This window comes from Variovorax boronicumulans (assembly GCF_009811375.1).
GTDB lineage: Bacteria > Pseudomonadota > Gammaproteobacteria > Burkholderiales > Burkholderiaceae_C > Variovorax > Variovorax boronicumulans.
This window is the reverse complement of sequence record NZ_BKDH01000001.1, coordinates 2,373,293-2,391,357: the sequence shown is the minus strand read 5'-3', so window position 1 is coordinate 2,391,357 and position 18,065 is coordinate 2,373,293. Positions and strand designations below refer to the sequence as shown.

The 18,065-nt window shown below is 70.3% G+C and carries 17 protein-coding genes; 15 read left to right on the top strand and 2 right to left on the bottom strand.

Annotated elements, in window-relative coordinates; translation table 11 throughout:
- The first annotated feature begins 43 nt into the window (after positions 1-43).
- The 7 genes from VHAB30_RS10905 (at position 44) to bioD (ending at position 7,694) form a co-directional block, all read left to right on the top strand.
- Positions 44-2,383, top strand: a complete 2,340-nt coding sequence (locus tag VHAB30_RS10905) for an ATP-dependent DNA helicase (protein WP_159277052.1) — start codon at positions 44-46, stop codon at positions 2,381-2,383.
- Positions 2,361-2,978 carry an alpha-ketoglutarate-dependent dioxygenase AlkB gene (locus tag VHAB30_RS10900; RefSeq protein WP_159277051.1) on the top strand — a complete coding sequence of 206 codons (618 nt, stop codon included), beginning with the start codon at positions 2,361-2,363 and terminating at the stop codon, positions 2,976-2,978. Before VHAB30_RS10905 ends, VHAB30_RS10900 begins: the two co-directional genes overlap by 23 nt.
- On the top strand, positions 2,975-3,574 hold the full coding sequence (locus VHAB30_RS10895) for a DUF4304 domain-containing protein (protein WP_159277050.1): 600 nt from the start codon (positions 2,975-2,977) through the stop codon (positions 3,572-3,574). The genes VHAB30_RS10900 and VHAB30_RS10895 overlap by 4 nt, the downstream gene beginning before the upstream one ends.
- A gap of 114 nt (positions 3,575-3,688) precedes the next feature.
- Positions 3,689-4,000, top strand: coding sequence for a plasmid stabilization protein (locus VHAB30_RS10890; protein WP_159277049.1), 312 nt, complete (start codon positions 3,689-3,691; stop codon positions 3,998-4,000).
- Between the two features lie 298 nt (positions 4,001-4,298).
- Positions 4,299-5,723, top strand: coding sequence for an adenosylmethionine--8-amino-7-oxononanoate transaminase (locus tag VHAB30_RS10885; RefSeq protein WP_159277048.1), 1,425 nt, complete (start codon positions 4,299-4,301; stop codon positions 5,721-5,723).
- Positions 5,707-6,939, top strand: coding sequence for an 8-amino-7-oxononanoate synthase (gene bioF, locus VHAB30_RS10880; RefSeq protein ID WP_159277047.1), 1,233 nt, complete (start codon positions 5,707-5,709; stop codon positions 6,937-6,939). Before VHAB30_RS10885 ends, bioF begins: the two co-directional genes overlap by 17 nt.
- Positions 6,936-7,694 carry a dethiobiotin synthase gene (bioD, locus tag VHAB30_RS10875; RefSeq protein WP_144004395.1) on the top strand — a complete coding sequence of 253 codons (759 nt, stop codon included), beginning with the start codon at positions 6,936-6,938 and terminating at the stop codon, positions 7,692-7,694. The genes bioF and bioD overlap by 4 nt, the downstream gene beginning before the upstream one ends.
- On the opposite strand, the gene VHAB30_RS10870 is transcribed toward bioD, so the two are convergent.
- Positions 7,677-8,729, bottom strand: a complete 1,053-nt coding sequence (locus VHAB30_RS10870; protein WP_139706342.1) for an aldo/keto reductase — start codon at positions 8,727-8,729, stop codon at positions 7,677-7,679. The genes bioD and VHAB30_RS10870 overlap by 18 nt on opposite strands.
- A 236-nt stretch (positions 8,730-8,965) precedes the next feature.
- Between VHAB30_RS10870 and VHAB30_RS10865 the strand changes: the two genes are divergently transcribed.
- Together VHAB30_RS10865 and VHAB30_RS10860 are read left to right on the top strand one after the other, a co-directional pair.
- Positions 8,966-9,949: an AraC family transcriptional regulator gene (locus VHAB30_RS10865; protein ID WP_159277046.1), complete on the top strand. Its 984-nt coding sequence runs from the start codon at positions 8,966-8,968 to the stop codon at positions 9,947-9,949.
- 162 nt (positions 9,950-10,111) lie between these two features.
- Positions 10,112-11,344, top strand: a complete 1,233-nt coding sequence (locus VHAB30_RS10860) for an SAM-dependent methyltransferase (RefSeq protein WP_159277045.1) — start codon at positions 10,112-10,114, stop codon at positions 11,342-11,344.
- Between the two features lie 25 nt (positions 11,345-11,369).
- Here VHAB30_RS10860 and VHAB30_RS10855 read toward each other — a convergent pair whose 3' ends face one another.
- A complete protein-coding gene (locus VHAB30_RS10855) occupies positions 11,370-11,576 on the bottom strand; it encodes a dodecin (RefSeq protein WP_062482179.1) in 207 nt (68 codons plus the stop codon).
- A gap of 176 nt (positions 11,577-11,752) precedes the next feature.
- On the opposite strand from VHAB30_RS10855, the gene VHAB30_RS10850 reads away from it, so the two are divergent.
- From VHAB30_RS10850 to VHAB30_RS31290, 6 genes are all read left to right on the top strand, one after another.
- Positions 11,753-11,953, top strand: coding sequence for a hypothetical protein (locus tag VHAB30_RS10850; protein ID WP_062482175.1), 201 nt, complete (start codon positions 11,753-11,755; stop codon positions 11,951-11,953).
- Positions 11,954-12,068: 115 nt separating this feature from the next.
- Positions 12,069-13,076 carry an LLM class flavin-dependent oxidoreductase gene (locus tag VHAB30_RS10845; RefSeq protein ID WP_159277044.1) on the top strand — a complete coding sequence of 336 codons (1,008 nt, stop codon included), beginning with the start codon at positions 12,069-12,071 and terminating at the stop codon, positions 13,074-13,076.
- 40 nt (positions 13,077-13,116) lie between these two features.
- A complete protein-coding gene (locus tag VHAB30_RS10840) occupies positions 13,117-14,457 on the top strand; it encodes an LLM class flavin-dependent oxidoreductase (RefSeq protein WP_390903978.1) in 1,341 nt (446 codons plus the stop codon).
- Positions 14,457-15,677, top strand: a complete 1,221-nt coding sequence (locus tag VHAB30_RS10835; protein ID WP_159277043.1) for a M20 aminoacylase family protein — start codon at positions 14,457-14,459, stop codon at positions 15,675-15,677. Before VHAB30_RS10840 ends, VHAB30_RS10835 begins: the two co-directional genes overlap by 1 nt.
- Positions 15,674-16,210 (top strand): GNAT family N-acetyltransferase, encoded by a 537-nt coding sequence (locus VHAB30_RS10830; RefSeq protein ID WP_159277042.1) that lies wholly within the window; start codon positions 15,674-15,676, stop codon positions 16,208-16,210. Before VHAB30_RS10835 ends, VHAB30_RS10830 begins: the two co-directional genes overlap by 4 nt.
- Positions 16,207-18,024, top strand: a complete 1,818-nt coding sequence (locus VHAB30_RS31290; RefSeq protein WP_159277041.1) for an amino acid ABC transporter permease/ATP-binding protein — start codon at positions 16,207-16,209, stop codon at positions 18,022-18,024. The genes VHAB30_RS10830 and VHAB30_RS31290 overlap by 4 nt, the downstream gene beginning before the upstream one ends.
- Positions 18,025-18,065 lie beyond the last annotated feature (41 nt).

Here is an 18,065-nt window from a genome sequence, read left to right as displayed (position 1 = left end):
ATTCGGCGCTCGCTATACTGTGATTTCATCCAGTATCGACAGCATGCCTTCCGACCTCCATTCCGCTCCGTCAGCCGCCGTTTCGGCGGCGCACGTCGTGTCCGTCAAGGCCTTGTGCGCCTTCGGCGCGAAGGCGGGCGATCTCGACCTGCGCTTCGTGCCCGCGCCCAGCGCGCTCGAAGGCATGGCCGGCCACGCGCTGGTGCAGGCCCGGCGCGGCGGCGACTACCAGAGCGAGGTGCCGCTGGCCACCACCTGCGGCACGCTGCGCGTGCGCGGCCGGGCCGACGGCTACGACCCCGCGCAGGCGCGGGTGGAAGAAATCAAGACCTTCCGCGGCGACTTCGACGCCATCCGCGCCAACCACCGCGCGCTGCACTGGGCCCAGGTGCGCTGCTACGGCTGGATGCTGTGCGAACAGGAAGGGCACGAGAGCCTGACCGTCGCGCTGGTCTACCTCGACCTGGCCAGCGGCGACGAAACCGTGCTCGAAGAGCAGCACACGCGCGACACCCTGCGCACGCACTTCGAAACCCTGTGCGCCTGCTACAGCGACTGGGCGCAGCGCGAGGCCGCGCACCGCGGCGCGCTCGACGACGCGCTGGCGCAACTCGAGTTTCCCCACGCCGACTTCCGCACCGGTCAGCGCGAACTGGCCGAGGCGGTCTACCGCGCCGCCGTGGGCGGGCGCTGCCTGCTGGCGCAGGCGCCCACGGGCATCGGCAAGACGCTGGCCACGCTCTTTCCGCTGCTCAAGGCGCGCGCGGCGCACAAGCTCGACAAGGTGTTCTTTCTCACCGCCAAGACCTCCGGGCGGCCCGTGGCGCTCGACGCCTTGCGCGTGCTGGGGCAGGGCGGCGCGCACCGGCCGCGCGTGCTCGAACTCGCGGCCCGCGAGAAGGTCTGCGAGTACCCCGACCGCGCCTGCCACGGCGAGGCCTGCCCGCTGGCGCGCGGCTTCTACGACCGCCTGCCGGCCGCGCGCGCCGAGGCCGCGCAGGTGAGCTGGCTCGACCGCGAAGCGCTGCGGCGGGTTGCGCTCGCGCACGAGGTCTGCCCCTATTTCCTGGCGCAGGAAATGACGCACTGGAGCGACGTCGTCGTGGGCGACTACAACTACTACTTCGACGGCAGCGCCTTCCTCTTCGCCAGCATGAAGGACGCCAACTGGCGCGTCGCCGTGCTGGTCGACGAGGCGCACAACCTGCTGGAGCGCGCGCGCGGCATGTACACCGCGAAGCTCGAAGGCGCGGCGCTGGAAGAAGCGCACCGCGCCGCGCCCGCCGCCGTGCGCGGCCCGCTGGCGCGGCTGTTCCGCGAATGGGACACGCTGCAGCAGGCGCAGACCGCCGGCTACGACACCGCCGACGAGATCCCCGAGCGCTTTTTGCGCACGCTGCAGGCCGCCAACACCGCGATGGCCGAGCACTTCGCCGCCACGCCCGACGCGGCGCAGGGGCCGCTGCAGCACTTCTTCTTCGATGCGCTGCATTTCGCGCGGCTGGCCGAGGTCTTCGACGACCACTCGGTGTTCGAGCGCACGCTGGGCGCCACGCAGGAACAACGCGGACTGGCCATCCGCAACCTCGTGCCCGGGCCGTTTCTCGAAGGCCGCTTCGCCGATGCGGTGTCGGTCACCTGCTGCTCGGGCACGCTCGCGCCGTTCGCGTTCTACCGCGATGCGCTCGGCCTGCCCGAAGACACGGCGCTGCTCGACGTCGAATCGCCGTTTCGCGGCCAGCAGCTGCGCGTCGAGGTGGCGACCGGCGTCTCCACGCGCTTTCGCGACCGCGCCGGCTCGCTGCGCCATGTGACGGACATCATCGGCGCGCAGTTCGAACGCCTGCCCGGCAACTACCTGGCCTTCTTCAGCAGCTTCGACTACCTGGACAAGGCCTGCGCTGCGTTCTCGCTGCGCCACCCCGGCGTGCCCGTGTGGACGCAGACGCGCGGCATGCGCGAAACCGACCGCCACGATTTCGTCGCGCGCTTCGAAGAAGGCGGGCAGGGCATCGGCTTCGCCGTGCTCGGCGGTGCCTTCGGCGAGGGCATCGACCTGCCGGGCAGCCGGCTCATCGGCGCCTTTGTCGCCAGCCTGGGGCTGCCCCAGTACAACGAACTCAACGAGATCACGCGCGAGCGCATGCAGTCGCGCTTCGGCAAGGGCTACGAGTACACCTACCTCTACCCGGGCCTGCAGAAGGTGGTGCAGGCCGCCGGCCGCGTGATCCGTACCGAGGCCGACACGGGCGTGCTGCACCTGCTCGACGACCGCTTTGCGCGCGCCGAGATCCGCGAGCTGCTGCCGCGCTGGTGGCATGTGAAGCTGGCCGGGGAGGCCGGGCAGGCCGGGGAAGGCGATGCGCGCCACCCGACGCCTTGAACACGCCGGCCAGCCCGACCTGTTCGGCGAGACGCCCGTGGCGGCCATCGAGGGCCTGCGCTACGAAGCCGGGTTCCTGTCGCGCGACGAGGAGGCCGGCCTGCTGCGCATCGTGCAGGGCCTGCCGCTCAAGGAGATGCGCTACAAGGAATACACCGCCCGCCGGCGCGGCACCAGCTTCGGCGGCAGCTACGACTTCGACACGAACCGCCTCAAGCCCGGCGCGCCGCTGCCCGAGGTGCTGCACCCGCTGCGCGCGAAGGCCGCCGCCTGGGCCGGCCTGGCGCCCGAAGACCTCACCCACGTGCTGATCGCCGAGTACCGCCCCGGCACGCCGCTGGGCTGGCACCGCGACGTGCCCGACTTCGAGGACATCGTCGGCGTCTCGCTGCACGGCGATGCGGTGATGCAGTTCAGGCCCTACGTGCCCGGCGCGCCCGCGTCGGGGCTGGCCGCGCTCGAATTCCTCATCGAGCCGCGCTCCGTGTACCTGCTGCGCGGGCCGGCGCGCTGGGCATGGCAACATGCCATCGCCCCGACCGAGGGCCTGCGTTATTCGATCACCTTGCGTACCCGGAGACCCCGCGCGCCATGAACCGCACCACCTTCCTCAAGCTGCTCACGCACCACCTCTTTCCCGTGCTCAAGGCCGAAGGCTTCCAGGGTTCGGGCCAGACGCTGCGGCGCATCGACGGGCCGGTGATCCACGTGTTCAACGTGCAGGGCGCCAGCGGCGGCAAGGCCTGCTACCTGAACCTCGGCGCGCACCTGGACTTCTTGCCGCCCGAGGGCGGAACGCCGGTGGCGCCCGAGGCGCCCGAGGCGCTCGAAGAATCGCACTGCGTGTTCCGCGACCGCCTGGACCCACCGCCCGGCGCCGCGTTCGGATGGGCCTATGGCGAGACGAAAGAACAGGCCGAAGAAAACGTCGAATTCATCGTGAGCGAGTGGGAAGGGCCGGGGCGTGCCTTCTTCGCACGGCATGGCAGCTATCCGCAGAGCTTCGAACAGATGCTGCGCGAGACCGATCCGCACCAGATCCATGCGCGCAACGCCTTGCACCTCGCACGGATCGCGGTGCACTTGGGCGACCGCGCACGGGCACAGGCGCTGGTCGAGGCGGGGCTCGCGCGGGCGCCGGAACGCGCCACGGCCCTGAAGACCGACCTCGCGAACGTGTTGTCGGCCTGAGCGCGCACGACAGACTGCGCTGACGCGCAGCGCCTGCCTCTTCCGACTCACGGCACCGCACGGGCGGCCAGCATGAAGGCTTCTTTCATCCCATTTGATTGAAGGAGCGCAGACATGCCAAGAGGCGACAAGTCGTCCTACACGGACAAGCAGAAACGCAAGGCCGAGCACATCGAGGCAGGCTACGAGCACCGCGGCGTGGCCAAGGGCGAGGCCGAGCGCCGTGCCTGGGCCACGGTGAATGCCGAGACCGGCGGTGGCAAGAAGAGCGGTGCGGGCCGCGGCAAGGCCGAGAACCACGGGCCCTCGCGCAAGGGTGGTCGCCTCGGTGGCGCCGCAGCGGCGAACCGCACCGCCGCCGAACGTTCGGCCTCCGCGAAGAGGGGCGCCGCCACGCGCAAGCGCAACGCCGAGAAGCGCGGCTGAAGCCGGTTGCGAATACCAGCCATATCTTCTGTCCGAAAATCGGAGTCCACCCACCGCACACCCTGAAAAGCGGACATTCCTTCGCCATCTGTGACGGCAGCCGGACAACTTGCATCGGCCCTGCGCCGGCGCGGCCCCGCACGAAGTCGCCAGCTTGCGCGACGTTGCCCTGAACGCACGCGCTACACCGGCCAACCTCGGTCATTCCGCCTTCTTTTTGCACGCGTTCCGGGCGTTTGCCGGGGCGCGTTCGCGTCGATACGATCCGCCGCCTTGCCCTCCAGAAAGGAACGCGCGGGTGCCTCCCTCGAACGTTTTCTCCCCCACGACCGCGCCAGCCGCCGCAGGTGCCCATGCCGGTGCCAACGCCGACTGGCAACAGCGCAGCCGCCGCCATGTCTGGCACCCCTGCACCCAGAGCATCCGCCTCGACGTGGCGCCGCCGCTGCCCATCGCGCGCGGCGAGGGCGTCTGGCTGACCGACCACGAAGGCCGGCGCTACCTCGACGCCACCAGCTCGTGGTGGGTCAACCTGTTCGGCCACGCGCATCCGGCGATCAACGCCGCGCTCAAGGCGCAGCTGGACACGCTGCCGCACGTGATGCTCGCCGGCTGCACGCACGCGCCGGCGGTCGAGTTGGCCGAGCGGCTGGCGGCGCTCACGGGCCATGCGCTGGGCCATTGCTTCTATGCCTCCGACGGCGCCTCGGCGGTGGAGATCGCGCTCAAGATGAGCTTCCACGCCTGGCGCAACGCGGGCCGCGCCGGCAAGCGCCGCTTCGTGGCGCTGCGCGGCGGCTACCACGGCGAGACGCTGGGCGCGCTGCACGTCACCGACGTGCCCGTGTTCCGCGACGCCTACGCGCCGCTGCTCGCCAGCGCGCACCTCGTGGCCTCGCCCGATGCGCGCGCCGCCCGGCTCGGTGAAGACGCCGCCGCGGTGGCGAACCGCGCCGCCGACGAACTGGAGACGCTCCTGGCTGCGCAGCACGACAGCATCGCCGCCGTGATCGTCGAGCCGCTGGTGCAGTGCGCCACCGGCATGGCGATGCACGACCCGGCCTACCTGCGCCGCGTGCGCGCGCTGTGCGACTGCTTCGGCGTGCACCTGATCGCCGACGAGATCGCGGTCGGCTGCGGGCGCACCGGCACCTTCTTCGCCTGCGAGCAGGCCGGCATCTGGCCCGACTTCCTATGCCTGTCGAAGGGCATCAGCGGCGGCTACCTGCCGCTGGCGCTGGTGATGACGCGCGAGGCCATCTACCAGGGCTTCGTCGACGACGACGCCGCGCGCAGCTTTTTGCATTCGCATTCCTACACCGGCAACGCGCTGGCCTGCCGCGCGGCGCTCGCCACGCTCGATCTGTTCGAGCAGGAAGACGCGCTGAACCGCAACAAGAACCGCGCCGCGCGCCTGCTGGCGCGGCTGCGCGAAGGGCTCGCCGGCCAGCCGATCGACCACCTGCGCCAGCGCGGAATGATCACGGCCTTCGACGTGCGCGAGCCCGGCGCGCGCTTTGCCGAGCGCTTCCATCTCGCGGCGCGCGACCACGGCCTGCTGATGCGGCCCATCGGCGCGACCGTGTACCTGATGCCGCCGTACGCCATTGCGGACGACGAGATCGATCAACTGGTGGACGGCACGCTCGCGACGCTGAAAGCTGTCACCCCCGCATCCGGCGCCATCGCCGACGAAGGAGCCCGCGATGCTGCGCTTGCTTGAACGCCTGCAGGACGAGATCACCGCGCTCGACGCACGCTCGCTGCGCCGCCGCCGGCAGATCGCCGAGACCGCCTGCGCGCCCGAGCAGATCCTCACGCTGGCCGGCGCCGCCGCGCCGCGCACCGTGCTCGGCTTCAGCAGCAACGACTACCTGGGCCTGGCCGCGCACCCCGCGCTGGCCGAGGCGCTGGCCGAAGGCGCGGCGCGCTACGGCACGGGCAGCGGCGGCTCGCACCTCATCCTGGGCCACTCGCGCGCCCATGCGCAGCTCGAGGAGCGGCTGGGCGAATGGATGGCGCCGCACATTCCCGATGCGCGCAGCCTGTTCTTCTGCACCGGCTACATGGCCAACCTGGCGGTGCTGTCGGCGCTGGGCGACGGCGAGGCGGTGATCTTCTCGGAGACGCTGAACCACGCCTCGCTGATCGACGGCGCGCGGCTGGCCCGCGCCCGCGTGGAACGCTACCCGCACTGCGACCTGCAGGCGCTCGACGCGCAGCTGGCCGCCTGCGACGCGCCGGTCAAGATCATCGTGAGCGACGCCGTCTTCAGCATGGACGGCCACATCGCCCCCGTGGCGGGCCTGCTGGCGCTGGCCGAGCAGCACGACGCCTGGCTGGTGATCGACGACGCACACGGCTTCGGCGTGCTCGGCGCCACCGGGCGCGGCGCGCTGCAGGCGCTGGCGCTGCGCTCCGAGCGTCTGGTGCTCATCGGCACGCTGGGCAAGGCGGCCGGCGTGTCGGGCGCCTTCGTGGCGGCGCACCGCACGGTGATCGACTTCCTGGTGCAGCGCGCGCGGCCCTACATCTTCACCACGGCCGCGCCGCCGGCGGTGGCGCATGCGCTGCTCACCAGCCTGGCGCTCATCGAGGGCGAGGAGGGCATGCGCCGCCGCGCGCAGCTGCGCGCCCGCATCACCCAGCTTCGAAACGGCCTCAAGCAGGTGCTGCCGGCCGACGGCAGCGCCTGGCTGGCCGATTCGCCGACCGCGATCCAGCCGCTCATCGTGGGCGACAACGCGCGCGCCATGCAGACCATGGAGCGGCTCGACGCGCACGGCCTGCGCGTGGGCGCGATCCGCCCGCCCACGGTGCCTGCCGGCACCGCGCGGCTGCGCATCGCGCTGTCGGCCAGCCACACCGAAGCCGACGTGGCGCGGCTCATCGGTGCGCTGGGCGAGGCCCTGGCCGAACCGTGGCCGGAGGCCGCATGACGACGGCGGCGGCAGCCACACAGCGGCGCTGGTTCGTCACCGGCACCGACACCGGCGTGGGCAAGACGCTGGTGAGCAGCGCCATGCTCGCGCTGCTGGCCGCCTCGGGCCTGCGCGCGGTCGGCATGAAACCGGTGGCGGCGGGGCTCGATGCCATCGACGGCGAATGGCGCAACGAAGACGTCGAGCGCCTGCAGGCGGCCGGCAACGTCGCCGCGCCGCTGGCCTGGCGCTGCCCCTACGTGCTGAAGGCGCCGATGTCGCCGCACCTGGCGGCGCGGGAAGAGGGCGTGCAGGTCGCGCTGCCCGTGCTGCTCGATGCCTTCGAGCGGCTGTCGGCGCAGGCCGATGCGGTGGTGGTGGAGGGCGTGGGCGGCTTCTGCGTGCCGCTGGGCGACGACCTGGACACGGCCGACCTCGCGGTGGCGCTGGGCCTGCCCGTGATCCTCGTGGTCGGGCTGCGGCTGGGCTGCCTCAACCACGCGCTGCTCACGGCCGAGGCGATCCGTGCGCGCGGGCTGGTGCTGGCCGGCTGGGTCGCGAGCGTGGTCGAGCCGCAGATGCTCTCGCCCGAAGGCAACCTGCAGACGCTGCGCGCCCGGCTCGGTGCGCCGCTGCTGGGCGTGGTGCCGCACCTGGCAGAGCCCTCGGCGGCGCAGGCCGCCGAACACCTCGACCTGCGCGCACTGCGCGCCAGCGCGGCCCATGCCGCGCGTCGCACCGAGGCCCCGCTCGTGTCAGCCGCGACGGCCTGAATCGGCCAGCCGCTGGGCGCGCACGCCGCCCTGGCGCGCGAGCATCCAGCCCGGGTACTCGGGCGCCAGCGCGCTGGCCTTGTCGATCGCCGCGAGTTCGTCGGCCGTGAGCCGCACCTCGGTGGCGGCGATGTTGTCGTCGAGCTGGTCGATGCGCTTGGCGCCGACGATCACGCTGGTCACCACCGGCTGGTGCAGCAGCCAGGCCAGCGCGATCTGCGCCACCGACACGCCGCGCGGCTCGGCGAACTGGCGCATGAGGTCGATGCAGTCGTAGGCGCGCTCCACGTTCACCGGCGGAAAGTCGAAGCTCGCGCGGCGGCTGCCTTGCGCGGTGGCGGTGTGGCGGTCGACCTTGCCGCTGAGCAGGCCGCCGGCCAGCGGGCTCCAGACCATCAGGCCGAGCTGTTCGCTGCGCAGCATCGGCACCAGCTCGCGCTCCAGGTCGCGCCCGGCCACGGTGTAGTAGGCCTGCAGCGACTCGAAGCGCGCCAGCCGGTCGCGCTCGGCGATGCCCAGCGCCTTGGCGATCTGCCACGCGGCCCAGTTCGACACGCCTACGTAGCGCACGTGGCCCTGGCGCACGAGGTCGTCGAGCGCGCGCACCGTTTCCTCGATGGGCGTGATCGGGTCGATGCCGTGGATCTGGTACAGGTCGATGTGGTCCAGTTGCAGCCGCTTCAGGCTGGCCTTCACGCCGTCCATGATGTGGTAGCGCGAGGCGCCGGCCGAGTTCACGCCCTTGCTGCCGGTTTCGCCCAGCACCTTGGTGGCGACCACCACGCGGTCGCGCGGCACCTTCAGGTTCTTCAGCGCCTGGCCGGTGATGGTCTCGGACAGGCCTTCGGAGTAGACGTCGGCCGTGTCGATGAAATTGATGCCGGCGTCGAGCGAGCGGCCGATGAGGCCTTCGGCCTCGCCTTGCTGCAGCTGGCCGATGTGGTCCCAGATGCCCGGCGCGCCGCCGAAGGTCATCGTGCCGAGGCAGAGTTCGGAAACCAGGAGGCCGGTGCGGCCGAATTGGCGGTATTGCATCGAAAGTTGTCCTTTGGGTGGGGAGGGGCCGTCCGGCTTGACGAATGGCCGGCGGGTGCGAAAAAGTATCCCGCCGGCGCGCCCCGACGGGCGAGCGCGTTTCTGCAAAGTCTTTGCCTATTTCTCCAGACCTCGCGCCGGGGCGGTGCAGAGAGGAGGATGCGACGCTAAGCTGCGGGCAGCCCAATCCTCCATGGCCGCCACCGCGGCCGCTCCCCTTTGTCAGAGGCCTACCCATGTCTGATGAAACCCCCGACACCGCCACCGTTCTCGCCATGCCGATGCCGCTGGAACCCGAACTCGATGCCGCCCGCGAAGAGCTGGTGCAGCTCATCCGCCACATCACGCGCGGGCAGGACGGCACGGTCGAATGCGCCGTGCCCGGCCTGCAGGTGCACTGCATCAGCAAGCCCGACGGCCCCAAGCACGGCTTCGCGACGCCGGCGCTGGGCCTCATTGCGCAGGGCTCCAAGCGGATCATCGTGGGCGACGACATCTACGTGTACGACCCCATGAACTACCTCGTCACCTCGGTCGACCTGCCGGTGTGCGGCCAGGTGTGCGTGACCAGCGAGAACGAGCCCTACCTGGGCGTGCGGCTGGAGCTGGCGCTCGATGAAATCGGCGACCTCATCGGCGACGAGAAACTGCCCGCCAAGGCCAACGCCCCGGCCTCGCGCGGCCTGTATGTGAACCGCATCGCCATGCCGGTGCTGGAGCCCGTGCTGCGCCTGCTGCGGCTGCTCGACACGCCCGAAGACATTCCGATCATGGCGCCGCTCATCAAGCGCGAGATCATGTACCGGCTGCTGGTGAACGGCGAGGGCGCGCGGCTGCGCCAGATCGCGCTGCACGACAGCCACACGCAGCGCATCGCCAAAGCCATCAGCGCGCTGCGCACGAACTACGCGCAGTCGCTGCGCGTGGAAGACATGGCGCGCGCGGTGCATATGAGCGTGTCGTCGTTCCACCACCACTTCAAGGCCGTGACGGCGATGAGCCCGCTGCAGTACCAGAAGCAGCTGCGCCTGCAGGAGGCGCGCCGCCAGATGCTGATCGCCGGCACCGACGTGGCCAGCGCCGCGCACAACGTGGGCTACGAAAGCCCCTCGCAGTTCGCGCGCGAATACGGCCGCATGTTCGGCGCGCCGCCGCTGCGCGACAAGCGCCGCTGGCTCGGCGAGGCCGGCAACGACGCGACCTCGATGGAAGCCGCGTAGGCCGCCCAGGGCCCCGCGCGAGGGGTCTTTCAACATAGCACCTGCCGCGATTTCTTGCGTCGTCGTGGAAATGCAGGTTTCGCAAATTCTCGCTATCGTTTTGTTCGCTGCAGCACCCGTCCGCCCGTGGAGGCGGGACTACTCAACAACTCGGAGAGATGCATGCTTTGGGAAAAGAAGCTGGCGCAGTGGAGCGCCGCGGTCCGCGCACGGGCCAACCTGCCCGCGCGGCTCACCTTGTGGGACGGCCAGTCCTACGACTTCGGTGACTTCAGCGGACCGGCGGTCACGCTGCACGTGAAATCGCCCGCGGCGCTGTCGCTGATGCTGCAGCCCACGCTCGACAACCTGGGCGAGGCCTACGTCAAGAGCAAGATCGACATCGAAGGCAAGCTCAGCGACGTGATCGACATCGCCTACGGCCTGGCGAAAACCTCGCTCGACAAGCCCGGCGGCGCGCTGCAAAGCATGGCGCGCTACTTCGCGCACACCAAGTCGTCGGACAAGAAATCGATCGAGTACCACTACGACGTGTCGAACGCGTTCTACCAACTCTGGCTCGACGCGAACATGGTCTATTCGTGCGCCTACTTCGAGAACGGCGACGAAGACCTGGCCACCGCGCAGCTGAAGAAAATCGACCACATCCTCACCAAGATCGAACTCCAGCCCGGGCAGACGCTGCTCGACATCGGCTGCGGCTGGGGCGCGCTGGTGATCCGCGCGGCGCAGAAGTTCGGCGCGCGCTGCGTGGGCGTCACGCTGTCGCAGAACCAGTTCGACCTGGCGACCGAACGCGTGAAGGCGGCCGGCCTGCAAGACCGCATCGAGATCCGCCTGCAGGACTACCGCGACGTGACCGGCCAGTTCGACCGCATCACCAGCGTCGGCATGTTCGAGCATGTGGGCCGCAAGAACCTGCCCGAGTACTTCAAGCGCGTGCAACAGCTGCTGGCCGACGACGGCATCGTCATGAACCACGGCATCACCTCGTCCGACCCCGAGGGCGGCGGCGTGTCGTACGGCGGCGGCGACTTCATCGACCGCTACGTGTTCCCCAACGGCGAGCTGCCGCACATCAGCCTGGCGCTGCAGGCCATGCAGCAGGGCGGGCTCGAAGCCTTCGACGTGGAGAACCTGCGCCGCCATTACGCGCAGACGCTGCGCCACTGGAGCGACGCCTACGAGGCCCGTGCCGACGAGGCGCGCGCGCTCGTCGACGAAGAGAAGTTCCGCATCTGGCGCATCTACCTTGCGGGCTGCGCCTACGCCTTCGAGAACGACGACGTGGCGATCTACCAGATCGTCGGGCGCAAGGCGGGCAGGGCGGCGAGCACGCTGCCATGGTCGCGCCGCTATATCTACGACGGCACGTCGGCGTTGCGCAGCGCCTGAGCGAGCGGCCGGGGCCGCGCTGCGGCTACTCGAGCGTGAAGCCGATCTTCACCGTCACCTGCCAGTGCGCGACCTTGCCGTCGACCACGTGGCCGCGTGTCTCGGTGACGGTGAACCACTGGATGTTGCGCACCGTCTCGTGCGCCTTCGCGATGGCGGTCTGCACCGCGTCCTCGATGCTGGTCTTGGACGAGCCCGTCAGCTCGAGCGACTTGTAGACATGGTTCGACATGGCGGCTGCTCCTTGGGTGGTTGCGTGCCCATCGTAGCCATCGCATGGGGGGCGGGGCAACACCTTTGAGCGCGCGGATGCGATGCAAAACGCATCAGGACATTCGCAATCCGTCTTTGGCAACGGCGGGTGCGCTTCGCAGAATCGGCGGCATCGAACCAGGGAAACCGCCCGCCATGCCACTGCACACCGTCGCTTCTTCGTCCCCGGCCGCACAGGCCCGCCACGTCCTCGCGCTGACCGCCATCGCCTGGTGCATCGCGCCGGCGTCGCCGCATGAAGTGGCACGCCGTGCGCCGCATGGCCATGTGCCGCTGCGCGTGCGCAGGCGGCTGCACGCCACGGCCGTGGCGGCACTTCTTCCGTATGCGTGGTGAGCCACGCGACCCCGCAGATTCCAGATATCGATAGAGGAATTCAGCGCAAACGGCCCGCGCGATGGCTCGCAGAATTTGAAGCACACCCGCTTCCACTGCGTCCTCGCCGAACACCGTGTCCTACTCGCTCTCCCTGCTCGACAAGAGCCTGATCCCCGAAGGTGCCGACGCCGCGCAGGCGTTCCAGCACACCATCGCGCTGGCCCGGCGCGCCGAACGGCTGGGCTACCGCCGCTACTGGCTGGCCGAACACCACGGCAACCGCACCTACGCCGGTTCGGCGCCCGAGGTGCTGGCCTCGCACCTGCTCGCGAAGACCTCGCGCATCCGCATCGGCACCGGCGGCGTCATGCTGCAGCACTACAGCCCCTTCAAGGTGGCGGAGACCTTCAAGGTGCTGGCTTCGCTGGCGCCGGGCCGCGTCGACCTGGGCATCGGCAAGGCGCCGGGCGGCCTGCCACTGACCAGCAAGGCGCTGCAATCGCTGCACGATCCGGCGAAGGCGAAGGCCCTCGATTTCGAAGCGCGCCTGCGCGAGCTCGATGCTTTCCTGCACGACGGCGTGCCCGCCGACCATGCGCTGGCCGGCGCCGTGGCCACGCCGTTCCCGCCGGTGGCGCCGCAGCGCGTGCTGCTGGGCGGCAGCCCCGAGAGCGCGCTGCTCGCGGCGCGGCTGGGCTGGCAGTTCGTCTATGCGGGCCACTTCAACGGCGACCCCGTGAACATCGAGCAATCGATCGACGCCTACCGCGGCGCGACCGGCCGCGCACCGCTGCTCGCGCTGTTCGCTTTTGCCGCCGAAACGCACGACGAGGCTGCCGAGCGCGTGGGCGCGCTGCGCAGCTTCCGCGTGACCTTGCCCACGGGCCAGAGCGTGAACCTGCCCAGCCTCGAAGCCGCCGCCGAGTTCGCGCGGCAGGCCGGCGCGAGCGACTACCGCACCGAAGAGCGGCGCCCGCACGTCATCGCCGGCACCGGCGACGAGGTGCGCGATGCGCTCGAGGCCCTCAGCGCACGCCACGGCATCGAGGAGTTCGTGATCGACATCCCGGTGGCGGACTTCGCCGCGCGCGCCACGGCGGTCGAGCTGCTGGCGCAGGCCCGCGAACCTGCGCTGGCCTGAGCTTCTTCTTCTTTCCTTTCCCATCACAAGAACGATCGTCATGAGCAACATCCAGTTCGGCGTCATGCTGCAAGGGGCCGGCAGCCACATGAATGCCTGGAAGCACCCGGGCGGCCCGGCCGACGCCAGCGTCAACCTCGACTTCTTCATCCGCAGCGCGCAGAAGGCCGAGGCCGCGGGCATCGCTTTCGCGTTCGTGGCCGACGGGCTCTACATCAACGAGAAGTCGATCCCGCACTTCCTCAACCGCTTCGAGCCGATCTCGATCCTGTCGGCGCTGGCCGCCGTCACCACGAAGATCGGCCTGGCGGGCACCATCTCCAGCTCGTACAGTGACCCGTTCACGGTGGCGCGGCAGTTCGCCTCGCTCGACCTCATCAGCGGCGGGCGCGCGGGCTGGAATGTGGTGACCACGCCGCTGGAAGGCAGCGCCAAGAACTACAGCCGCACGCATCCCGAGCACGCGCTGCGCTACGAGATCGCCGACGAGTACCTGGCCGTGACGCAGGGCCTGTGGGACAGCTGGGACGACGACGCCTTCGTGCGCGACCGCGAAAGCGGCCGCTTCTTCGACCGCGACAAGTTGCACACGCTGGACCACAAGGGCCGCTTCTTCCAGGTGGCGGGGCCGCTGAACATCCAGCGCTCGCCGCAGGGCCAGCCGGTGATCTTCCAGGCCGGTTCGTCGGACGCGGGCATCGGGCTGGCGGGCAAGTACGCCGACGCGGTGTTCACCCATTCGCCCTCGCTCGAAGACACGCGCGCCTTCCTCAAGCAGGTCAAGGCCAGCGCGGTGGCGCAGGGGCGGCAGGCCGGCGACGTGAAGATCTTCCCGGGCATCGGCCCGGTGGTCGCTGCCACCGAGGCGGAGGCCGAGGCGAAGTACCTCGCCATCCGCGCACTGCTGACGGTCGAAGAGGCGCTGGCCTACCTGGGCCGCTTCTTCGACCACCACGACTTCAGCCAGTACCCGCTCGATGCGCCGTTTCCCGAGCTGGGCGAGATCGGCCGCAACAGCTTCCGCTCGACCACCGACCGCATCAAGGCCAATGCCAAGGCCAAGGGCCAGACGCTGCGCGAGGTGGCGCTCGAAGTGGCCACGCCGCGTACGCAGTTCGTGGGCACGGGCGAGCGCATCGCCGACGAGATCATCCGCTGGGTGGACGAGGGCGCGGCCGACGGCTTCATCCTCGGCTTCCCGGTTCTGGGGCAGGGGCTGGACGACTTCATCGAATTCGTGATTCCGGCGCTGGAGGCGCGCGGTCGCTACCAGCGCACGCTGCCCGGCCAGACCCTGCGCGACCACCTGGGCCTGCCGCGCAAGGCGAGCCGCCATGCCGCGCCGCAGGGCGGCGCCACCGTCGAGCGCAAGGCCGCCTGATGGGCGCCGCGCTGCCACGACCGGCCCTCAAGGACATCCACCGCGTCGAATCGACCATTGCCGGCTACGGCGACGAATTCATTGCGCTGCGGCGCGACATTCACCAGCACCCCGAGCTGTCGTTCAAGGAGCACCGCACTTCGGCGCTCGTGGCCGAGCGGCTCGCGGCCTGGGGCTACGAGGTCACGACCGGCCTGGCCGGCACCGGCGTGGTGGGCACGCTGCGGCGCGGGCCGGGGCGCAGCCTCGGCATCCGCGCCGACATGGACGCGCTGCCGATCCAGGAGGCCACGGGCCTGCCGTATGCGAGCGAGAACGCGGGCGTGATGCATGCTTGCGGCCACGACGGCCACACGGCGGTCCTGCTCGCGGCAGCGCGCTTCCTGGCCGAGACGGGTGCCTTTCACGGCACGCTGCACCTGATCTTCCAGCCCGCCGAAGAACTCGGCGCGGGTGCGAAGAAGATGATCGACGAGGGCCTGTTCACGCGCTTCCCGTGCGACGCCGTCTTCGGCCTGCACAACTGGCCCGGCGTGGGGGCAGGGCACGTGGGCTGCGTCACCGGGCCCGCGATGGCGGCCATCGACCAGGCCCACATCACGGTGCGCGGCAAGGGCGGCCACGGCGCGCAGCCGCACGAGACGGTCGACCCCGTGGTCGCGAGCGCGCATCTGATCGCGGCGCTGCAGACCGTGGTGTCGCGCAACGTCGATCCGCTGGACATGGGCGTGGTCACGGTCGGTTCCATCCATGGCGGCGAGGCCTCCAACGTGATTCCGAACACGGTCGAGCTCAAGCTCACGGCACGCTCGTTCAAGCCCGAGGTGCGCGCGCTGCTGGCGCAGCGCATTCCCGCCTTGGCGCGGGCGCAGGCCGAGAGCTTCGGCGCGCAGGCCGAGGTCGACTACCGGCCGGGCTTTCCGCCGGTGGTCAATCACGCGGAAGAAACCGCCTTTGCGCGCGCTGTGGCGCTGGACACCTTCGGCGCGCAGCGGGTCGATCCGGCCTTCCGCCCGCGCACGGCCAGCGAAGACTTCGCCTACATGCTGCAGGCGCGCCCCGGCAGCTACGTGTTCTTCGGCAACGGCGAGAGCGCCTCGCTGCACAGCCCGCGCTACGACTTCAACGACGCGATCCTCGCGCCCGCGGCCGTGTACTGGGCCCGGCTGGCCGAGCGCTTTCTTTCCGCCGACGGCGACACCCAGGAAACCACCCCATGAGCGAACAGTTTCTCTACACCACGCCGCTGGACCCGTTGGCCCGGCCGTTGATCGAGGGGCTCACCTTCGAGTACGACAGCCGCTACGGCGACGTGCTGCGCGAACCCGGCGCGCCGCGCGAGATCGACCGCTACGCGCCCGAGGTGTTCGCACCGCCGCATGGCAACTTCGTGCTGCTGCTGCGCGACGGCGTGGCGATCGGCGGCGGCGCCTTCATGCGCCACGACGAACGCACCGCCGAACTCAAGCGCGTGTGGACGCACGGTGCGCTGCGCCGCCAGGGCCTGGCCAGCCGCGTGCTGGCCGAGCTGGAGGCGCAGGTGCTGCGCCAGGGCTACGAGCGCATCTACCTCACGACCGGCTTTCGCCAGCCCGAGGCCGTGGGCCTGTACCGCAGCCATGGCTACACGGCGCTCTTCACGGACGACGCCGACCCCGAGACGCCGCGCAAGCTGCCGTTCGAGAAGCACCTGGCGCAATGGGCCACGCAAGGCCGCGCGGGTGCGGCGCTGAGCGGGGCGGTGTCGCGATGAACACGACCACCGTGCTCGACGCCGGCCCGGAGCCTCGTACCCCCACGGCACCCCTGCGCCGCAGCGATGCGGCACCGCCCGCCAAGGGCGACTACTCGCACTTTCGCATCGTCCCCGCGACCTACCCGGCGCGCACCGTCGGCACCATCTTCGCGGTGGCGGTGATCGGCCTCGTGCTGCATTCGGTGCTCACCAACCCACGCTGGGGCTGGCCGGTGTTCGCGCAGTGGTTCTTCTCGGAGCCGGTGCTGGCCGGCCTGGGCCGCACGCTGCTGCTCACTGCGCTGGGCGCGGTGCTGGGCTTCTTCTTCGGCACGGGGCTGGCGCTGGCGCGGGTGTCACGCTCGCCGCTGCTGGCACGGCTGGCCTGGGTGTTCACCTGGCTCTTCCGTTCGGTGCCGGTGATCGTGCTGCTCTTGATCATCAACAACCTGGGCTACCTGTACGAGACCGTGTCGCTGGGCGTGCCGTTCACCGACCTCACATTCTTCTCGTACCCGACCACGCAGCTCATCAGCCCCTTCGTGGCGGCGCTGCTGGGCCTCACGCTGAACCAGGCGGCCTTCGCCTCGGAGATCGTGCGCGGGGGCATTTTGTCGGTGGACCAGGGGCAGCTGGAGGCAGCGGCCGCGCTGGGCCTTTCGCGCCGGCGCCAGGCCTCGCGCATCGTGCTGCCGCAGGCCATGCGCAGCATCCTGCCCACGGCCTTCAACGACATCATCGGGCTGGCCAAGGGCACCTCGAACCTCTACATCCTGGCGCTGCCCGAGCTGTTCTACACGATCCAGATCATCTACCGGCGCAACCTGGAAGTGATTCCGCTGCTCATGGTGGCGACCGTGTGGTACCTCGTGATCCTCACGATGCTGTCGGTGGCGCAGCACTACATCGAGCGGCACTTTTCGCGCGGGGCCCTGCGCCATGCGCCGCGCTCGTGGCTGGGCGGCGTGGTGCACGGGCTGTGGGCGCGGGGCAGGGCGCCGGTGGTGGTGCCCGTGTCGGCACCGGCGCCCGCGCCCGCGCAGGTGCCGCGCTGGAACGGCTCGCGCGCCCCGGGCGGCGAGGTGACGATCCACGGCGTGTCCAAGCGCTTCGGCGCGCTGCAGGTGCTCGACGACGTGACCTTCACCGCGCCGCGCGGCAGCGTCACCGTGATCCTCGGGCCGTCGGGCTCGGGCAAGTCGACGCTGCTGCGCACCATCAACCACCTGGAGCGCGTGGACGACGGCTTCATTGCCATCGACGGCGAGCTCATCGGCTACCGGCGCGACGCCGACACGCTGTACGAGCTGCACGAGAAAGACATCCTCACGCGCCGCGTCGACGTGGGCATGGTGTTCCAGAACTTCAACCTGTTCCCGCACCTCACGGTGCTGGAGAACATCGTCGAGGCGCCGCAGTCGGTGCGCGGCCTGCCGCGCGCCGAGGCCGAGGCGCTGGCCACCGACCTGCTGGCCCGCGTCGGCCTGGCCGACCGCAAGGACGCCTACCCGCGCCAGCTCTCGGGCGGCCAGCAGCAGCGCGTGGCGATCGCGCGGGCGCTGGCCCTCAAGCCCAAGGTGCTGCTGTTCGACGAGCCCACCTCGGCGCTCGACCCCGAACTCGTGGGCGAGGTGCTCGCGGTGATCGAGGAGCTGGCGAGCTCCGGCACCACGCTGCTGATCGTGACGCACGAGATCGGTTTTGCCCGCGAGGTGGCCGACACCGTGGTCTTCATGGAGCAGGGCCGCATCCTCGAGACCGGCACGCCCGAGCAGATGTTCAACGCGCCGAGGCATCCGCGCACGGCCGAGTTCCTGGCCAAGGTGCTCTGAGTTTTCTTTCCCTTTTTCTCTTTCTCCAACCGACCGCTTTC